This is a genomic window from Bacillus sp. GB_SG_008 (genome assembly GCF_052038115.1).
Taxonomy (GTDB): Bacteria; Bacillota; Bacilli; order Bacillales; family Bacillaceae_G; genus Bacillus_A; species Bacillus_A rhizoplanae.
In genome coordinates, this window is record NZ_JBPZSK010000007.1 from 34657 (window position 1) to 53055 (window position 18399).

The 18399-nt window shown below is 36.2% G+C and carries 16 protein-coding genes and 3 pseudogenes; 5 read left to right on the top strand and 14 right to left on the bottom strand.

All coding sequences use genetic code 11. From position 1 onward, the window contains the following. Window positions 1–2: 2 nt before the first annotated feature. From ACTDJC_RS17565 to ACTDJC_RS17580, 4 genes and pseudogenes are all read right to left on the bottom strand, one after another. Window positions 3–649: pseudogene (locus ACTDJC_RS17565) on the bottom strand (glycosyl transferase); the annotation flags it as partial. Between the two features lie 12 nt (window positions 650–661). Next, a pseudogene (locus tag ACTDJC_RS17570) lies at window positions 662–774 on the bottom strand (glycosyltransferase); the annotation flags it as partial. A 10-nt stretch (window positions 775–784) separates the two neighbouring features. Next, window positions 785–979: a hypothetical protein gene (locus ACTDJC_RS17575; protein ID WP_440604217.1), complete on the bottom strand. Its 195-nt coding sequence runs from the start codon at window positions 977–979 to the stop codon at window positions 785–787. A 17-nt stretch (window positions 980–996) separates the two neighbouring features. Further along, complete coding sequence (locus ACTDJC_RS17580) at window positions 997–1398, bottom strand: DUF2642 domain-containing protein (RefSeq protein WP_440604218.1); 402 nt, start codon at window positions 1396–1398, stop codon at window positions 997–999. A gap of 229 nt (window positions 1399–1627) precedes the next feature. On the opposite strand from ACTDJC_RS17580, the pseudogene pyk reads away from it, so the two are divergent. Next, window positions 1628–3037, top strand: a pseudogene (pyk, locus tag ACTDJC_RS17585) (pyruvate kinase); the annotation flags it as partial. A 77-nt stretch (window positions 3038–3114) separates the two neighbouring features. On the opposite strand, the gene ACTDJC_RS17590 reads toward pyk, so the two are convergent. The 4 genes from ACTDJC_RS17590 to nagE all read right to left on the bottom strand — a co-directional run bounded on the left by ACTDJC_RS17590 (window position 3115) and on the right by nagE (window position 7706). Continuing rightward, window positions 3115–3765, bottom strand: coding sequence for a DsbA family oxidoreductase (locus ACTDJC_RS17590; RefSeq protein ID WP_440604219.1), 651 nt, complete (start codon window positions 3763–3765; stop codon window positions 3115–3117). Between the two features lie 93 nt (window positions 3766–3858). Then, window positions 3859–4449: a sugar ABC transporter ATP-binding protein gene (locus tag ACTDJC_RS17595; RefSeq protein WP_440604220.1), complete on the bottom strand. Its 591-nt coding sequence runs from the start codon at window positions 4447–4449 to the stop codon at window positions 3859–3861. A 328-nt stretch (window positions 4450–4777) separates the two neighbouring features. After that, the gene (locus ACTDJC_RS17600; protein ID WP_440604221.1) at window positions 4778–5932 is read right to left on the bottom strand and encodes a serine hydrolase domain-containing protein; all 1155 of its coding nucleotides are present in this window, start codon (window positions 5930–5932) and stop codon (window positions 4778–4780) included. Window positions 5933–6212: 280 nt separating this feature from the next. Next, entirely contained in the window at window positions 6213–7706 is a 1494-nt protein-coding gene (nagE, locus tag ACTDJC_RS17605) for an N-acetylglucosamine-specific PTS transporter subunit IIBC (protein ID WP_440604222.1), read from the bottom strand. Between the two features lie 350 nt (window positions 7707–8056). Here nagE and glsA point away from each other — a divergent pair, with 350 nt between their 5' ends. Both glsA and ACTDJC_RS17615 read left to right on the top strand, forming a co-directional pair. Then, complete coding sequence (gene glsA / locus ACTDJC_RS17610; RefSeq protein WP_098306849.1) at window positions 8057–8986, top strand: glutaminase A; 930 nt, start codon at window positions 8057–8059, stop codon at window positions 8984–8986. A gap of 327 nt (window positions 8987–9313) precedes the next feature. Then, entirely contained in the window at window positions 9314–9655 is a 342-nt protein-coding gene (locus ACTDJC_RS17615; protein ID WP_098306847.1) for a DUF3969 family protein, read from the top strand. 74 nt (window positions 9656–9729) lie between these two features. Here the strand turns inward: ACTDJC_RS17615 and ACTDJC_RS17620 are convergent, their stop codons facing one another. The 3 genes from ACTDJC_RS17620 to ACTDJC_RS17630 form a co-directional block, all read right to left on the bottom strand. Then, window positions 9730–9888 carry a hypothetical protein gene (locus ACTDJC_RS17620; RefSeq protein ID WP_020061179.1) on the bottom strand — a complete coding sequence of 53 codons (159 nt, stop codon included), beginning with the start codon at window positions 9886–9888 and terminating at the stop codon, window positions 9730–9732. A 156-nt stretch (window positions 9889–10044) separates the two neighbouring features. Next, on the bottom strand, window positions 10045–11466 hold the full coding sequence (locus ACTDJC_RS17625; protein ID WP_440604223.1) for an amino acid permease: 1422 nt from the start codon (window positions 11464–11466) through the stop codon (window positions 10045–10047). A 330-nt stretch (window positions 11467–11796) separates the two neighbouring features. Further along, on the bottom strand, window positions 11797–12051 hold the full coding sequence (locus ACTDJC_RS17630; protein WP_098306843.1) for a biotin/lipoyl-containing protein: 255 nt from the start codon (window positions 12049–12051) through the stop codon (window positions 11797–11799). A gap of 285 nt (window positions 12052–12336) precedes the next feature. Here ACTDJC_RS17630 and ACTDJC_RS17635 point away from each other — a divergent pair, with 285 nt between their 5' ends. Further along, complete coding sequence (locus ACTDJC_RS17635) at window positions 12337–13752, top strand: sigma-54 interaction domain-containing protein (protein WP_440604298.1); 1416 nt, start codon at window positions 12337–12339, stop codon at window positions 13750–13752. 87 nt (window positions 13753–13839) lie between these two features. Here ACTDJC_RS17635 and ACTDJC_RS17640 read toward each other — a convergent pair whose 3' ends face one another. Then, window positions 13840–15114: an acetylornithine deacetylase gene (locus ACTDJC_RS17640; RefSeq protein ID WP_440604224.1), complete on the bottom strand. Its 1275-nt coding sequence runs from the start codon at window positions 15112–15114 to the stop codon at window positions 13840–13842. A 204-nt stretch (window positions 15115–15318) separates the two neighbouring features. Between ACTDJC_RS17640 and ACTDJC_RS17645 the strand changes: the two genes are divergently transcribed. Continuing rightward, a complete protein-coding gene (locus ACTDJC_RS17645) occupies window positions 15319–16104 on the top strand; it encodes a DUF4240 domain-containing protein (RefSeq protein WP_253628510.1) in 786 nt (261 codons plus the stop codon). 278 nt (window positions 16105–16382) lie between these two features. On the opposite strand, the gene truA is transcribed toward ACTDJC_RS17645, so the two are convergent. Together truA and ACTDJC_RS17655 are read right to left on the bottom strand one after the other, a co-directional pair. Continuing rightward, complete coding sequence (truA, locus tag ACTDJC_RS17650; RefSeq protein ID WP_098306837.1) at window positions 16383–17120, bottom strand: tRNA pseudouridine(38-40) synthase TruA; 738 nt, start codon at window positions 17118–17120, stop codon at window positions 16383–16385. Between the two features lie 283 nt (window positions 17121–17403). Beyond that, window positions 17404–18246, bottom strand: coding sequence for a DnaD domain-containing protein (locus tag ACTDJC_RS17655; protein WP_253628509.1), 843 nt, complete (start codon window positions 18244–18246; stop codon window positions 17404–17406). Window positions 18247–18399: the final 153 nt, after the last annotated feature.

Below are 18399 nucleotides of genomic sequence, written 5' to 3' on the forward strand. Positions count from 1 at the left end.
TTTTATTTTGTTTCTCTCTTACGTCCTCCATCATGAAAACCACCTCGAATGCCAAGTTCTACTATCACACATGACATCCCCTCTATGTAATCCTCAATACAGCTGGGGCATGCCCCTCCACTGCAAAATGTTCACTCGGCCGACTTCGATTCATTTAGTCTAAATCCACAAGAGGTAGAGAATCCTGCTAATATCGCCTTCACCTGTGCCACACATGGAAATAAGAAAGCATCAAATCCGATATATTCTAAACAAACCTTACTAAATGCATTTAGTACGGCTACCAGCGAACCTACACCTAAATCTTTTCGGTTACAAGCCAAGTTTAAAGCATATTTTAGTGCCGTAACAAGATGTAACGGTGCTCGTAAATCTAAATAATAATTTAAATCATTCAACGCCACGTCTTGTCCGTCCGCAATCGCTTTTGCAAAATCCCCATCAATAAATAGCACGATATCCCCTCCCCTATAGAACGTCCCACATCATTTCCAAGCGTTTCTTCATAAATAATAGTTGTAGCCCCGCATTACTTTGCAATTGTCGCTGTCTTATCATTCAATCCATTAACAGCAACGATAATTTCAAGTGGCTCAATTTTACGTGCTTCTTGAATAACCGATGCAATCGTCATTTCTTCGTTTTGAACAGTCTCTTTATCCGCTCCATTCGCAATAACAATAATTTCATAAGGTTGTACTTTTTTACTTCTTCCAACACACCACCTATCGTTTGTGCTTCATTATGTGTTGGAATCACAACAGATACGCGCATGTTATTCCTCCTAACTATACAATCGAACATATGAAACAACTGGAATTCTTACAATAACATCTTCTAGTGGACCATAGAACGGAGCTGTTCGTATGACAATTACTCCATCTGTTACAGATAAAATACTCCCAGTTACAATTTCTCCAACAGTTACAACTTGAGCAAGTTGTCCCACATGAGACCGTAATGCATCAATAAACGACATTTTATTTCCCCCTTTCTCTATACCTCACGAATTGAAATAATACTTGAAAATGGTAATGAAATAGTTGCTCCAGTTAATTCTTGTAATGTTAAAAAGTCATCTCCTACTTGCGCAATGATACCTGTTAAACCTCCAACAGTTACAGTAATTTCGACCTCTTTCCCTAACAATTGTTCTGCAATTTCTTTAAATGGAGAAACATTACATTCTTTTAAAATAAAACAAATAATATTTTGAAATTCCTGCGATTTAATGTATTCTGCAACACCTTTTTTTGTATAAATTTCTATATACCGTGCAAACCGCGGTGAAAATAATTTTTCTTCCATAACAGGGATAAATTTCTTATATAAAAAGCAATCTAATTGTTTATCGACAACATGTGCAAACTTACGCCAATAATCTTTAAATAGAGACACTAGACTTTCCCCCTATATACATTTTGTTGTATGGACAACTTATTCACACTTATCAGCGTATACAGAAATAACACTTTTGGTGCTAAATAAACTACACATTTTCTATAAAACAAATCACATACCTATACATGAAGTACACATACAATTGCCAACATAATAAAGTGAAACTTCCAACAATAGGAGGATTTATTGTCCGCTAATATGTGGGTTAAAAAAGGAGGAATTTTATATGCGAAAAACAAAAATCGTTTGCACAATTGGACCTGCAAGTGAACAATACGAAACATTACTTTCTTTACTAGAATCTGGAATGAATGTGGCTCGGTTAAATTTTTCTCATGGAACACACGAAGAACATCGCGCACGTATAAATACAATACGAAAGGCCACAGCGGCAGCTAAAAAAAATATTGCACTCTTACAAGATATTAAAGGACCAAAAATTCGAACCGATGAATTTGAAGGAGGACAGGCAGAACTGCTTGAAGGTACGACTGTTACCGTTTCAATGAAAAAAGTACTCGGAACATCTAAACAGTTTTCCGTCACATACGAAGGTCTATACGATGATGTAGAAGTAGGATCTCATCTATTACTTGATGATGGATTATTAGAGCTAGAAGTAATAGAAAAGGCAAATGGTGAGTTACAAACAAAAGTTATACATGGCGGGATAATTAAAGATCATAAAGGTGTGAACGTACCGAATGTAAAAATCCGCCTACCTGGTATTACGGAAAAAGATAAAAAAGATATTCTTTTTGGAATAGAGCAACATGTTGACTACATCGCCATCTCCTTTGTACGTAAAGCTGCTGATATTTTAGAAGTACGCGACATATTAGCGAAGCATAATGCCTCACATATTCGCGTCATCGCAAAAATTGAAAATCAAGAAGGAATTGATAATATAAAAGAGATTGTAGAAGTTGTGGATGGAATTATGGTTGCCCGCGGTGATATGGGCATTGAAATTCCAGCAGAATATGTACCGATTATCCAAAAAGAATTAATCCATACCTGTAATCTGCTCGGAAAACCGGTCATTACAGCAACGCAAATGCTGGATTCTATGCAAAGAAACCCAAGACCAACAAGAGCAGAAGCTTCAGACGTAGCAAATGCAATCTTTGATGGCACAGATGCGATTATGCTTTCAGGAGAAACAGCTGCCGGTGAATATCCAATAGAATCCGTACAAATGATGAATAAAATCGCTCTGCAAGTAGAGAAGTCTTCTCTATTCCAAAGTCAAAAGCAATTGCTTCATGATAACCATAAACAAATAACAGAAACAATCGGTGCTGCTGCTGTCCAAGCAGCTTATTCCTTACAAGCAAAGGCAATTTTAACACCAACCAAAAGTGGTTATACAGCACAAATGATTTCAAAATATCGTCCGCACACTCCTATTATCGCAACAACATCTGAACAATCTGTTATGCAGCAACTCGCACTCGTATGGGGCGTACACCCATTTTTCACTGCACCAAAACAAACGACAGATGAAGTAATTGAACAAGCATTATGTAACGCTAAAGAACAACAGCTGATCTCTACGCAAGATATTGTCATTGTAACAGCAGGTGTCCCAGTTAACGAACGTGGAACGACAAATCTGATGAAAATTGAAGTTGTAAAATAAAGTAAAACTTCCATTCGTGAGCCCGCTAATAAAGTAAAAGAGGCAGATGCACTACGTCATCTGCCTCTTTTTCACTCGCAACCCTCTATATTACATGTCATGCCATTTGAAAATGTTGCTTTTTCTTTTTTTAATTCCTGCTCGATTATAGCCTCTAATGCTTCTTTGTTACGTACACCTTGTACTACACTCTCGCCAATAACAAATGTCGGCACAGCTTGTACCCCTTGTTCGTAATAAGCATGATGTACAGCTTTTTGATGCGCTTCTTTATACGTACCATTCTCTAGTGCTTGACGAAATTCATTTTGATTTAATCCTACTTCTCCGGCGATTTCTACAAGCACATCCACTTCTCCTATATTCCGTTCCTCTTGGAAAAATGCAGTAAACACGCGGTGCTGATATTCATTTCCTTTTCCATTTTCTTTCGCATATTGATATCCTTCAAATGCAGTATGTGTATATGGATGTGGTGACAAACGAGGTAATTTTATATCAACACCCATTTGCTCTGCCCACGGTGCAATTGTACTTTGGAACATCCCTAACTTGTCTGGTTCATTCCATGGATCAATACGTTCCGCTGGATATGGACGTAATTCAAATGGCATCCATTCTACTTCTACATCTTTGCCTTGAATTGCTTCTTGTAATGGTTGTTCACCAATAAAACAAAATGGACAAACATAATCGGAATATACTTTTATTTGTAATGTCATTATTTTTACTCCTTTGTTTTCTGATTGTAACAATTATAGTTACAACAAGGATTTTCTGTCAACTAAAAAGTGTTTCCATTCAAAAGAAGACATCTAACGATTTTTCAAAGCTACTATTGCGGCTACCGCATAATACAAAGCTTTCTCATACTTTGAATGTTCCACAATTGATAAATTAACGAGCGAACCGCCGCTCGCAGAAAAATATTCAATTGCTTCTACTGGAATCGCATCTTCTTTTACTTCAATAAAACTGCCATCTTTCCAATGTCCCTTTTGGATATTCGCATACAAATCTCCAGTAATTTCTCCAATTTCTTCATCATGTTCAGATCGCAAAAGCCATTTCAGCTTTTTTAAATTCAATGTCTGTTTCAGTTCGCAAATCTTATCTCCCGCTAGATCATGAAATGTATAAGAATAGTATGCTCTTTTTCTTACAATCAATATCTCTTCTCCCAGTTCGTTATACAAAATAAATCGCTTTTCATTCAATGATTTCAAGAAAAACGATATGAAAATTTTCCATATCTTTTGCATTTCTGTTTCATATTCTTCTCTTAAAACTCCAATTGTATTTCCATCCATTGAAAAATACGTAACTATAGTGGCTAAAGACATTTCTCTTCGTACAACAAACCGATGTTGATGCAGTAACGGCGATGTGCCTTTGTTACAAATCATTGTCCCAATTCTCTTAGCTCTCTTTCTTTCTACAAAACTATAAATCATAAAAAGAAAAGCCATTATAATCATACTTATAAAAGTCATAGTACCTTTGTTCCACTGAAGATGCGGCGTCCGAATAAAATCAAGGATAAATGCTATAATAGCAACAAAAAATATAAAGAGAGAGAGAATAAATAGTCTTTTTCCATTCCGTTCATGATGATCATGGATCCCCATATACAACCCCGCTTTTTTACATTTTATTATCTCATTTAACCATTATTTTTCCAAACGAATCCCCGACTGAAAATATATAAAAAAAGCTATCTTATAAGATAGCCTTCTAACCTTCTACATGCCGAGTCATTGTATAAATATCATTACTTAATACACCAAACGATTTAATGTTATTTTGAATATTAGATAATAAAACCACATACGTACTTCCATTTTTACTAAAACTATTTAAACAATTCCATCCCGGCATAACGCCATGATTTGAGTAACTACCAGGGTCCACATACCAACCAAAACCATAATCTTTTTTAAATGCTGTAAACATTTGATGATAACTTTCATTTGAAATGAGCTTTCCTGTAAATAAAGCTTGATCAAATAAATATAAATCATATGCGGTCATATATATATCACCGCATCCAAATAATTGTGACATACTTGGTAAAGCTGGTGTTGTCATCTTATTATCTACAATTTTATAGCCAGTAGAAGGATATTTTTCTTGTTGAAACTTGTCACCAAATCCGGAGTGCTTCATACCAGCTACTTCAAATATATGCTTTTGAATATAATCCTCAAGAGATTCTCCACTCACTTTCTCTACAATATACGCAAGCACAGAATAGTTAGAATCGGAGTATTTCCATTTCGACCCGGGAGGGAATGCCAATTTTTGATTTCCTATTCTTCTAATCAGTTCATCATGTGTGATGTCCTCTGATCCCTCTGGATACTCTGGAATACCTGATGTATGCGTAAGAAGATGTACTAATTTAATTTCTCCGCCTCTTGGGAAGTCAGGAATATATTTTGCCACAGTATCTTCTGTGTTTAATTTATTTTGTTCTTTCAATTGCATAATAGAAGTTGCGACAAAAGCTTTCGTAATTGATCCAATGTAATAGGATGTATCTGAATTATTAGAAATTTTTTCACCTTGATTAGCAAGTCCATATCCTTTATTCAAAAGAACTTTTCCATTCTTTACAACAACAGCTGTACCACTGAAGTTTTTACTCTTTATATACTCATCTAATTGAGCATTGTTATTGATTTCTTGCGGAGATTGCTCAGTTACCAATTCTTCTGAACGTTTCTCTACAGGTTCTGTCTTTACTTCTTTCGCTTCTTTCGCTGCTTGCAATGTTTCCTTTTCTTTATTGTTCGAAGTAATTTTCGTATACCCCCAATATACAAGGATGAATAACAGACTGAGAATAATCGTTCGCTTTATATATATAATCGGTCTGCGAGAGTTCATAACAATAAAAACCTACCTTTTCTCATAGTTGCTCATTTTACATCTTACTTTATCACGCAATGGGTGGTTTACCAACACCATGCACAAAAAATAAAAAAAGAGCATCTAAAATGCAAGATAGTCGTTACATTCGTAATGTGGTGAAACTTCCATCAGCGTTTTTTTCATCCCCCATCTATCTTCTTCGGATTCCTCACAATCTTGAGGGGGGCTTACTGTCCACGGATAGCGGAATAAAAAAACCCCTCATTTTTATCAATGAGGGATTTCTTTTCATTATTTATACATGTTTTTTCATATCATCAGCAACAGACTCAACGTTTGTACCAACGATAACTTGTATACTTGTATCACTTAGTTTCATAACACCTTTTGCACCGGCACGTTTTAATGCTGGTTCATTTACTAAGTTTGCATCTTTTACTTGTAAACGAAGACGAGTTGCACAGTTATCAATTACTATTAAGTTTTCTTTTCCGCCTAATGCTGCTACGTAAGTTTCACCGATAGACCCTGCAACTGGTGCTTCGCCTTCTTCTACTAGCTCATCGTCATCTTCACGACCTGGAGTTTTTAAGTTAAATTTCTTAATTAGGAAATAGAACACGAAGAAGTAAATTGCTGCATAAATTAAACCAATTCCTGCTAATAATAACGGTTTTGTTGCAATACCGAAGTTTAAGAAGTAATCAATTGCACCGGCACTAAATGAGAAACCGTCATGAATGCCGAGTTGTGTTGTAACAAATAAAGAAATACCTGTTAATACAGCATGAATACCATATAATACTGGTGATAAGAACATGAATGAGAATTCAATCGGTTCTGTAATACCAGTTAAGAATGAAGTTAAAGCAAGACCACCTAACATACCCGCTACTGCTTTACGCTTTTCTGGTTTAGCTGCTGCAATCATCGCAAAACATGCTGCTGGTAAACCAAACATCATGATTGGGAAAAAGCCGGTCATGAACGTACCTGCAGTTGGATCTCCCGCAAAGAAACGAGCAATATCGCCATGAACAATATCGCCTGCTGCATTTGTAAAATCACCAAGTACAAACCAGAAATATGTGTTCATTACATGGTGTAAACCAATTGGAAGTAATAAACGGTTTAATACCCCGAAAAGACCTGCACCAATCGCACCTAGATTAACGATACCGTGTGCCACTGCATCAATACCACTTTGAATCGTTGGCCAAATTTCTCCAAATACTAAACCTAATAAAAGCATAACTACAGCTGTAATAATTGGAACAAAACGTTTACCAGCAAAGAATCCTAACCATTCTGGTAATTTAATTTTATAAAATTTATTATATAGCAACCCTGCAACCACACCTGCAATAATACCACCTAAAATCGCCATATTAATTTTCGGTGCTAACGTTGCCGCCTTTGAAATCTTCCCTAAAGTATCTGCTACTTTAGACGGATCAACAGAACTAACTAAATCTTGAATGCTATTTAATTTATCGTGTAATTCTGCCGCCGAATACCCTTTACTTAAAGTATCAGTTGTATTTTTCAAAACAAGATAGCCAATTGCACCTGCAAGAGCTGCGGCACCGCTACCATCAACAGACAAACCAACTGCAACACCAATCGCAAAAATAAGTGCTAAATTATCAAAAATTGCTGCACCGGCTTGTGCCATAACAGGAATATTAAATACGTCAGGCTGCCCTAAACGAAGCAAGAGCCCCGCTGCTGGCAATACGGCAATTGGAAGCATTAATGCTTTACCAATACGTTGTAAAAACTGCAACATCTGAATTCCTCCTATCCAAAGATATGAAAACGTTACCATTTGTAAATAAGTTTTAGAAATGGTAACGTTTTCTATTACATAATCATGATAACATATAGTTGTATAGATGTGTAGTTATTATTTCGGGTTTTTTTATGGATTTATTTCCCTTAATCCTAGTTGTTTGTAAGATTCATCCTTATTCTAATCACTAAAAAGCAAATTGATTAAAATTATCATTTTTACAAATAACGAAGCGTCCTCATGAATAGAAGTTTCATTTTATCATTCCTCATTTTCATGTTATTATTTATTTCCGCGCTTGTCGGGAAAGTTAAATTTAGTAACTAATATAATAGGAGTGGTTTATTATGCAGTGTATCGAGACTAGCAACTTACAACAGTTATTAGATCAAGTTCAGCCCTATACAAAACAAGGTAAGCTTGCAACATATATTCCCGAGCTAGGAAATGCAAATCCCGATGATTTAGGTATCGCAATTTACCATAAAGAAAGCCATTACGTTCATGCGGGAAAATCCCAGATACTCTTTACGCTTCAAAGTATTTCAAAAGTAATTACACTTGCACTTGCTCTTTTTGACCGCGGTGAAGAGTATGTATTTTCTAAAGTTGGCATGGAACCCACCGGTGATCCTTTTAATTCTATTATTAAATTAGAAACAACAAGTCCCTCTAAACCATTAAATCCAATGATTAATGCTGGGGCGTTAGCTATCACAAGTATGATTGCAGGAGAGTCCAATGAAGAAAAAATGGAACGCATTCTTCACTTTGTCCGTGATATTACAGATAACCCTTCCATTAACTACTCTTCTAAAGTTGCCATCTCTGAATTAGAAACAGCTTATTTAAACCGCTCTCTTTGCTACTATATGAAGCAAAACAACATTATCGATGGTGATATTGAAGAATTAATGGATCTATATACACGCCAATGTGCGATTGAAGTAAACTGCATCGACTTAGCCCGTATCGGACTTATCTTTGCGATGGATGGTTATGACCCATATCGCAACAAACAAATTATCCCAAAATACATTACAAAAATTTGTAAAACCTTCATGGTAACATGTGGTATGTACAACGAATCTGGAGAATTTGCAATTCGCGTTGGAATTCCAGCAAAAAGCGGTGTAGCTGGTGGTATCTTTGGATGTGTAAAAGGTGAAATGGGTATTGGTATTTTCGGTCCTGCGCTAGATGAAAACGGAAATAGCCTTGCTGGATTTAAAATATTAGAGTTACTTTCTGAACAAGAAGGCTGGAGTATTTTCTAAAAAGCGTCTGAAATGGCGCTTTTTTCTGTATAATTTTGCATATTTCCTATACACCTCCGAATAGTATAGTACAACCTAGTGTTTTATCATATGAAATTTCCATGCAGGAAATACCTTTACACTAATCAAATTTTATGGAAAGTATCCGGCGAGCAAACAGGATAAAGTGAAACTTCCATCAGTGGGGGGCTTCATCCCCCACTGATGGTTGGTTGAACCAATCGGGCTTTTACGGGCAGTTGTCCCCCACCTACCTTCTGCGTTTCTCTCTGCATCTTAAGGTGAGGGTCTTATTGCCCGTTAATGCGGGATAATAGGGAGGTGCCCATGAAACTCATCCTTCAAACAGAAGATCAGGCAGTTCTTGAGAAAACTATCCTTCTTTTTGTATTAAGCATCGTTGAAAGTTTAAAATTAAAAGTTGTTTCCCTTGATGAAGCCTATCGATACATATTTAATTTAGATGTACTGGAATTGTTAATGGACCGAAGTATTGATGATAAAGTACTAGAAATTGTTCATTTCGGCATTGAATTAGAAGACATTCAAAACTTAATCCCCGAAGATTTAGAACAAAATATCGAAGAGTTGAAATGGCGCTGTATTCAAGTGCTAAGTGACTATGAAATGTATGAGGAAACGGAGCAATTAATTGAAGATATTCGGTAAAGCGGAAATTCCAGTAAAATATTGCGCTCCTTCTCCACATGAAAGCAGGAAAAAAGCACCTCTTTAGGTGCTTTTTAATGTTTTTTTAAACTATTTTTATATGTTTCAATATTTACTGGTAGCTCTTCCTCTTCTAACGTATGTTCATTTACATCTTTATGAATGTAAGCACCCTTTGGAGGTTGATGATCGTGTCCTTTTTTCTTATGATCAAAAGATTTACCGCGTCCCATACTAACACCCCTTCCTTTGAATAAAGTCTATGTTAGTATAAATAAAAGATCGTCGACATATGCAATTGTTTGTTGTATTTCCAAGGAAATGATAGAAATTTGTTTGATCCCTTGCTTAACAACCTGTGAGCCCCCACTGATGGAAGTTTCACTTTATTATAAACTTTGCGCTTCTGCCGTATTCGTCTCTTCAACCTGTTTCATTTTATTGTTCTTATTTTTAGAAAAATGGTAAAACAGTAAGCAAACAATCATAAATGGAATACCGCAATACAATGCCATACGTTGATCTGGAATAAAGGCCATACTCACAATTACAATCATATTTAATGTAAAAGCAAGAAGTGGAACAAACGGATATAATGGCGTTCTAAATTTCAAATCCTTAATATCCCCGCCTTGCTTTACATACGTTCTTCTCGCTAAAAGATTTGATAAAGCAATAGATGCCCAGACCAGTATTGCACCAAACCCTGCGATAGAAAGAAGCCATAAATAAACTGTATCTTCTGCATATATACCGCATAATAAAGAGAGACAACCAACAATGGTACTTGCAGTTAATGCATAAATTGGAACACCCTTTTTAGATAACTTACCAAAAATCGGACTAATCATTCCTTGGTTCGACATAGACCAAAGCATACGAGAAGTGGCATATAAACCAGAGTTTGCTACTGATAGCACTGCTGTAATAATAACGAAATTCATAATATCTGCTGCATATGGAATCCCAATTTTATCAAATACAACTACAAACGGACTTTCTACTAATCCCGCTTGTTCCCATGGGAATAAGCCAGCGAGTATAAATATAGAAAGTATAAAGAAAACTAATATACGCCAAACCGTATTATTAATTGCTTTTGGAATTGTTTTCTCTGGATTTTCACTCTCTCCAGCCGCAATACCAACTATTTCTGTTCCCTGAAAGGAAAAATTGACGGCAACCATTGTAACTAAAATCGCTGTCAGCCCATTTGGAAACAGTCCTCCGTGATCAGTAAAATTCGAAAGCATTGGGGCTGGTTCGGTTCCTTTCATATCTAAAAATCCAAACATAGCTGCCCCACCTAAAATAATAAATGCAATAATCGTAATGACTTTAATGCTCGCAAACCAAAACTCAACCTCTGCAAAACTTCGTGAAGATAATGCATTAACAGCAAAGAGAAGTACTGCAAAAACTACGCACCAAATCCAAGATGGTACATCTGGAAACCAACGTTTCATTAAAATACTAACTGCAATCAGCTCAATCCCTATCGTAGCAGACCAGTTTAACCATGACATCCAACCTACTACATAACCTGCCGCAGGCGAAATATGCTTTGTAGCATACACTTGATAAGATCCTGCACTCGGCATGGAAACTGCTAATTCCCCAAGACAGAGCATTGTTAAATACATAACAAAGCCTCCAACAAGATATGCGGCAATTGCCCCGCCTGGCCCAGCTTCATGAATGGTATAACCGGATCCTAAGAAAAGACCTGTACCAATAACCCCTCCAAGTGCAATCATAAATATGTGTCGACTTTTTAGCTCTCGCTTTAACTCCTGATTTTGCTTTTCCATATGAACCCCCCTTTAATTTTATCCCGCTATTCGCGGACAGTAAGACCCCCGCTGATGGAAGCCTCACTTTATAAGCACCCCAAAATGTAAACGCTTTACATTTAATATGAAAAATAAAAATGAATAAAGTGCATTTTTATTTCATCGTTACTATAGATTTGTAATAAGAGGGAGATTTTTCAAAAGAAAATCTCCCTATACAAGAAAATACCCAAAACACGATAGATTGTTCATACGAAAACTTTCTTATGCTTCACTTGGTAATGACATAAATTAAACAATTGTTTAAAAGAGCATTAGAAAACGGTACATAATCCAGAAGGCTTTGTATCAATCACTTCCTGTGATCAACAGATCATCCCTGACTGTTATTAATAATGTTTGATTTGTGATAGCTTGTCCTTCTTCTACTTCTAACAACTCCACATAGCCACTGATTCCCACTTTAATCTCTACTTTCTGTTTATCCATCGTTTCAATTAAAGCTAATTTCTCCCACTCATACACATAGGAACTTTCATTAATAAATAATTTTTCAACTTTACCATAACAAGGACTGTACACGTTTTCTATCACTGTTCTCATCTTTTAAACCCCTCTTTCTTATTAAGTGCAGATGTAACTCTTTCAACTTACCCCCCATCTCAAAATTTAAAGTATTCAACTACTATTAATGCAAGATATGTACCAACCTAATTTCTTACGTGGAATTAAGAGTTAGTACTGAAAAAATTTTAATACGCGCAAAATTTTTCTTCTCCTTTACAGATTTTTAACCCAGAAACGCAAATTTTTTTTGCATACTTACAATAATTTTATTAAAATTAAGAAAAATCAGTCTTCATATGGTATACAAGGAGAAGATAAATGATGCACACAGAAGAAATTAATTTCAAAAAATTAGTCGAAATGAATATGCTATATGAAACCTTACTCAATGAAATTGATATTGGGATTCACATTATTAACGAAGAAGGCAAAACAATCATCTACAACCGCAAAATGACGGAAGTTGAATCAATGAATCATAAGGAGGTACTATATAAAAATCTTTTAGAGGTATTTGCATTTGAAGAAAATCAAAACAGTACTCTTATAGAAGCACTAAAACTAGGAAAAGCGAGAAAAAATATAAAGCAAACGTATTTTAATAATAAAGGACAAGAGATCACAACAATTAATGATACCTTTCCCATAGTAGAAAATGGAAAAATAAAGGGTGCTATTGAAATAGTAAAAGAGATTCCCCAGATAAGGCAAACAAGTAAAGCAAATGCCCTTCGAGGCCATAATACTAAATTTACCTTTAATCATATAATAGGTAATTCTAAAGCCATTCAATCGGTTATTATAGAAGCAAAAAGAGTAACACGCACCTCTTCCTCTATACTTATCGTGGGAGAAACGGGGACTGGTAAAGAATTATTTGCACAGAGTATTCATAATGAAAGTTATCGTGCAGGGAAGCCTTTTATCTCACAAAATTGTGCTGCTATACCTGAAACTCTAATGGAAAGTTTATTATTCGGCACAAACAAAGGGGCTTTTACAGGTGCAATAGATAAACCAGGTTTATTTGAAGAAGCACACGGGGGAACTTTATTATTAGATGAAATTAACTCATTAAGCCCAGCACTTCAAGCTAAATTGTTGCGTGCAATACAAGATAAAACAATACGAAGAATCGGAGGAACACAAGAAAAAGAAGTAGACGTTCGAATCATAGCAACTATTAATGAAGATCCAATTGAAGCCATTACACACAACCGCTTACGAAAAGACCTATATTACAGATTAAGCGTTGTTACTTTATTTCTTCCACCTTTAAGAAAACGAAAAGAAGACATCTTCCCCCTTCTTCATAGTTTTATTGAAAAATATAATATGCAATTTGGCTTAAAAGTAAAAGGGATTGCTGACAACGTAAGGGACTTTTTCTATAAACACGATTGGCCTGGAAATATAAGAGAATTAGAACATATAATTGAAGGATCCATGAATTTAATAGAAGATGAGGAAATGATTACAACATCCCATCTTCCAACACGTTTTTATGAGTTAACAAAAAATGAATTCAACATTCACCCTCCTCTAACTAGGTGGGAGACAGATAACTCAGATTCCACATCTAAAACTTTAAAGAACACAATAAATGAAATGGAAAAAGAATATATCATTCAAGTTCTTAACGAACATAACGGTAATATCTCACAAGCCGCAAAATACTTAGGATTAAGTAGGCAAAATCTACAGTATCGATTAAAAAAGTACGGGCTAAACACGTAAAGATTATCGCTCTATCATTAATCCATACGAGTTTCTATAAAGTTTCTATAAGTACAGCAAAAAAGGGCGTTCTTAAAGAACAGCCCTCTATTTTTTTGTATGACACCACTCATAAACAAATGACAGAATCACTTTTGTAAACTCAACAAGCTGTTCTATCTCAACCTTTTCATTTACTGAGTGCGCTTCTTCTAACGTGCCTGGCCCGTAAATCACTGCTGGAATGTTAAATTCACTAAACCATCCTCCATCAGTTACTGTTGCAGACATATCAAGAATGGCACTGCGGTGTAATGTTGATTCATGTACAGCAGCAAGTTGTCGTACTGCTGGATGATCTTGATCAACTTCTAATGAAGGAAAGATTTCACCACGATCCACAATCATAGATTCCCCGCCCCATTTAAATTGTGGTGGATTTTCACGCAACCATGGATCAGCTGCCGCAAGTCTGCCAATATAATCTTCAATCTCTTCAATCACTTGTTGATGTGTTTCATTTGGATAAAAGTGTACCGTAATCCATAATCGGCATTCATCTGCAATAAATGCTGCATGACGGCCGCCTTCAATGACAGCCGGATTAATTGTCGTTGTCCCTACTGGATAACCTTCATATGTTTTCATAATAGCCCAGTGACGTTCTAGCTCTTGCAACCCTTGCACAATTTTCATCATCTTTTCAATCGCACTCGCTCCGAACAAGCGACCGCCGGCATGAATCATTTGTCTGCGCGTTGCATCATGAAATGTTTGCGGACTTTTCACAGTAATCCATCCTGTAATAACCCCGCCTTGGCCTTGCATATGTAAATCACTTGTATCCACAACAACTGCAAAATCAGCATTATATCCACGCTTGCAACATTGAAGCGTTCCTGCTTCTCCCACTTCTTCTCCAATTACCGATTGAAAAATTAAGTCCCCAGGCAGTTCCATACCAGCTTCTTGCAAAAGCTGAATGGCAAATAGAGCTCCAGCTAGTCCACCTTTCATATCAGCAGCGCCGCGGCCAACAAGCCAACCATCTTTAATAAAAGGTTCAAACGGTCCAGTTTCCCATGGTTCATCTGCTGAAACTTCTGCTACATCCATATGACCGTTAATAATTAAGCTTTTGTGTGAATCTCCTGCTGTCCCCTTTTTTACTCCAACAATATTCGGATCATTTGGATATACGTCCCATTTATCAATTTTAAAATTACGCTTCGTTAAAAAATCAGCGACAAATTGCTGTGCCTCATTTGTATTTCTCGCTGGTGGTGCAGGAGTTTCAAAACGGATTAATGTTTTTGCCAGTTCTACTATTTCATCTTTTCTTACATCAATTTGTTCTAGTAGCTGTGAAATCGTTTCATTCATTGCAAATTCCCCTTTGCATACCTAGTATATTCTTGCTCTTATTTTCACATAAAAAAGAGACTGTTTACAATGTTACAGTCTCTCATAAGCCACAAAATATATTTGTAAAGAACTTATTCTACAGAAACAATTCATACAAGAGAAGATTCTATCAAATATTTTTAATATATAATGAATGCAAAAGTAATTAAGGAGATAATGGCTATGCAAAAATTACTCATATATCAAGATAACTCCTCTCATAAATTTTGGAGAATCAACGTTACCGGAAACTGCTTTACCGTTACTTATGGAAAGATTGGAACCATTGGTGCTATTCAAAGTAAACAATTTGATTCACCTCAAAAATGTGAAAAAGAAGCTAATAAACTAATCAATTCAAAGTTAAAAAAGGGATATATAATTACAGACAATACTGAAGAAATAGTAAAAGAAAGTACGATAACAGAGGACACTTTCTGGAATTTACTAGATTCAGCGAAAAAGAAAGGTGATGATCCAGAAGAACAAGTCGAATGGCTAATTAATCACTTATCCAGAAAACCAATTAAAGATATTATTGAGTTTGACTTCATTCTTCAAAATTATCATCATTCTTCTTATACATCTGACTTATGGGCCGCTGCCTATATTATCATGGGTGGTTGCTCCGATGATTCGTTTGACTATTTTAGAGCATGGCTGATTTTTCAAGGAAAAGATATATTTAACGTTACCCTACGGGATCCACAGGCTATTATTCCAGCTTTACAATTGATAGAAGACGGAGAAGTCCCTGAATTGGAAGATCTGCTATTTGTAGCAAGTAGTGCATATGAAGAAAAGACGGGATTAGATGATGAACAATATAACAATCTATACTTGCAAACAAAAGACGGGCCATACAGTTTCCCAGACATCGAATTTGATTGGGATGAAAATGACGAAGAAGGATTAAAAAATAAATTCCCCAAATTGTGGGAGTTGTATGGTGATGAACCATTAGGATAGCAAAAAACAATAAAGTGAAACTTCCATCAGTGGTTTTTTTCATCCCCCACTGATGGTTAGTTAAACCAATCGGGCTTTTACGGGCAGCTATCCCCCACCTATCTTCTTCGCTTCTCTCTCAATCTTGAAGTGGGGGTCTTACTGCCCGTTAATGCGGGATAAAACTTGATTTGATTGAAGCATCCCTTGAATTGAAACGATAAAATCCCAGCAAGTAAAAAAGAAATTGACTTACCTTTTACCTGCTAGGATTTTTATTTTCTCTCTCATTATCTTAATTAAAAATCAACCTTCTCCAAATACAACCCACTTGCATCGGCAAGACAATTTATTTGGTTTCGTTGTTTTGCCTCTAAAATTTGCGGTATTGCTTCAGCATCTAGCTGGCCTAATCCAACTTCTATTAACGCTCCAACAATTTTTCTCACCATATTGTGAAGAAATCCGTTTCCGCTTACTCTAATTTGGATAAAGCCCTCGTCTTCAACGATATCAAGCATATATACTTCTCGAACCATAGACTTCTTCTTAGATTTAGCATTTGAAAAAGCAGTAAAATCATGTGAGCCGATTAAATATTGAGCTGCTTTTTTCATGCGTTCAATATTTAACTTTTTTCCAACGTGCATACTGTATTTTCGCATGAATGGATTTGTATGTTCCTCATTCCAAATCTTATATAAATACGTTTTCGCTTTCGAGTTGTAGCGGGCATGGAAACGCTCCGGAACTAATTCCACATCAGTAATACTAATATCATTTGGTAAGTATTGATTTAAGTACTTTTTAACTTTAGGTTCCGCCAAATTCTCATCAATCGTAAAATTAGCTACTTGATTAAGAGCATGTACACCAGCATCCGTTCTGCTGCAGCCAATAATTTCGATTTCTCTTCCGAGCATTTCAGATAATACACTCTCTATTTTTCCTTGAATGGTATTATCATTATTGCCAAGACGCTGCCAGCCCTTATAGCGTGCACCATCATATTGAATCGTCAATTTATAATTGTTCATTGTATTCTCCTTACTTTAATTCGCTGAATAAAGTGAAACTTCCATCAGTGGGAAGTTTCTTCATCCCCAACCTACCTTCTTCGCTATTCTCTGAATCTTGAAGTGAGGGTCTTACTGCCCATTAATGGGGGATAAAACAAAATCTTAAGCATTCTATGATGTTTTTCGTTATCTTCTTTCCATAGTAACACAAGACAGCTACTTTAGTGTCTACTTGTGCCAATGTATTATGCGCGTAGCCTAAATCAACAGTGTACAATCTCCCTCTTCTCGTTCACGGACGCTACCCATGTTCCTGCCAGAACTTCTGCAGTTCTTCTTCAGACGGTACATTTTTCTCCCACTCTTCGCACTCCTCTAGAAGCTTCTCAGTCTCATGGACGACAGACGGTTCCTTCTTCCGAAACCTCACTGTAGCTTCCTCTACTTCACTAAACTTCGTATATACTTTTCCATACCAATCTCGTAAGATGCCCTTCACATAAGCAAGCGTCCGCTTGTTGTTTTCATGAGCAATCTGGAGTGCTTTTAATACAAGTTCATCTGACAGATCATCCATCCACGCATTCAGTTCCTCCGTCGTATACCGTGACAAGCTGCCAAAGTTTTGTTCATAAAACATGAATACATTGTCGCCCGAATCAATTTTTCCATCTACTTCACAGCTTTCGGCATCATCTTGAGGAGCAGCTTGAAACTCCTCAACCGGCATACCGAAATGCTCCAATAATAGCGGAATGCTCAACTCCTCTTCCAAGCATTTTTGAAGAAACATATGAATAAACTTTTTGCTTTTCACAGTCTTTAACTCACGCAACACGCATTTCTCAATGTTTGTGTTCGCAACTGGGTTATAACGCAACCAATTCTGGATATATAACTCCTTCGTTTCTGCATCATATAATATTTTTCCATAGTCGATGAACCGCTGCAGCAGCTTCTCGACAGTCTCTCTGTTATAGCCTGTTTCCATCTCCGCCAAACGCTTCGGTAACGAATAAATACCGCATTGCGTCGTTTTAGAGCATGTCAGCAAGTATATGTAAAAGTATCGCTCCTCCGGCGTTAAGTCCAATATAAAATCATCCTGCCAAAAATTCACCTGTACATTCCGGTATACTGCCATATGTATTCCTCCCATCTTTACCGCAAATATAAAATTGCTGTTTCCTTAATAGATATAAGGATGAGTGAGGAAATTTGGTAGTTTTATTTTATAAAAAATTACTACTACGGTTTTATTGCTTTCGGGGTGATTCTTGTAGTAGTAGTGTTTTTT

Excerpts from the sequence above, each read along its gene's own strand:
- truA (WP_098306837.1), bottom strand. The coding sequence starts at position 17,120 with ATGAACAATTATAAATTGACGATTCAATATGATGGTGCACGCTATAAG.
- ACTDJC_RS17590 (WP_440604219.1), bottom strand. The coding sequence starts at position 3,765 with ATGACATTACAAATAAAAGTATATTCCGATTATGTTTGTCCATTTTGT.
- ACTDJC_RS17625 (WP_440604223.1), bottom strand. The coding sequence starts at position 11,466 with ATGGAAAAGCAAAATCAGGAGTTAAAGCGAGAGCTAAAAAGTCGACAC.
- ACTDJC_RS17595 (WP_440604220.1), bottom strand. The coding sequence starts at position 4,449 with ATGATTTGTAACAAAGGCACATCGCCGTTACTGCATCAACATCGGTTT.
- ACTDJC_RS17615 (WP_098306847.1), top strand. The coding sequence starts at position 9,314 with ATGAAACTCATCCTTCAAACAGAAGATCAGGCAGTTCTTGAGAAAACT.
- nagE (WP_440604222.1), bottom strand. The coding sequence starts at position 7,706 with ATGTTGCAGTTTTTACAACGTATTGGTAAAGCATTAATGCTTCCAATT.
- ACTDJC_RS17640 (WP_440604224.1), bottom strand. The coding sequence starts at position 15,114 with ATGAATGAAACGATTTCACAGCTACTAGAACAAATTGATGTAAGAAAA.
- ACTDJC_RS17620 (WP_020061179.1), bottom strand. The coding sequence starts at position 9,888 with ATGGGACGCGGTAAATCTTTTGATCATAAGAAAAAAGGACACGATCAT.
- ACTDJC_RS17575 (WP_440604217.1), bottom strand. The coding sequence starts at position 979 with ATGTCGTTTATTGATGCATTACGGTCTCATGTGGGACAACTTGCTCAA.
- ACTDJC_RS17655 (WP_253628509.1), bottom strand. The coding sequence starts at position 18,246 with ATGGCAGTATACCGGAATGTACAGGTGAATTTTTGGCAGGATGATTTT.
- ACTDJC_RS17645 (WP_253628510.1), top strand. The coding sequence starts at position 15,319 with ATGCAAAAATTACTCATATATCAAGATAACTCCTCTCATAAATTTTGG.
- ACTDJC_RS17635 (WP_440604298.1), top strand. The coding sequence starts at position 12,337 with ATGCACACAGAAGAAATTAATTTCAAAAAATTAGTCGAAATGAATATG.
- glsA (WP_098306849.1), top strand. The coding sequence starts at position 8,057 with ATGCAGTGTATCGAGACTAGCAACTTACAACAGTTATTAGATCAAGTT.
- ACTDJC_RS17630 (WP_098306843.1), bottom strand. The coding sequence starts at position 12,051 with ATGAGAACAGTGATAGAAAACGTGTACAGTCCTTGTTATGGTAAAGTT.
- ACTDJC_RS17600 (WP_440604221.1), bottom strand. The coding sequence starts at position 5,932 with ATGAACTCTCGCAGACCGATTATATATATAAAGCGAACGATTATTCTC.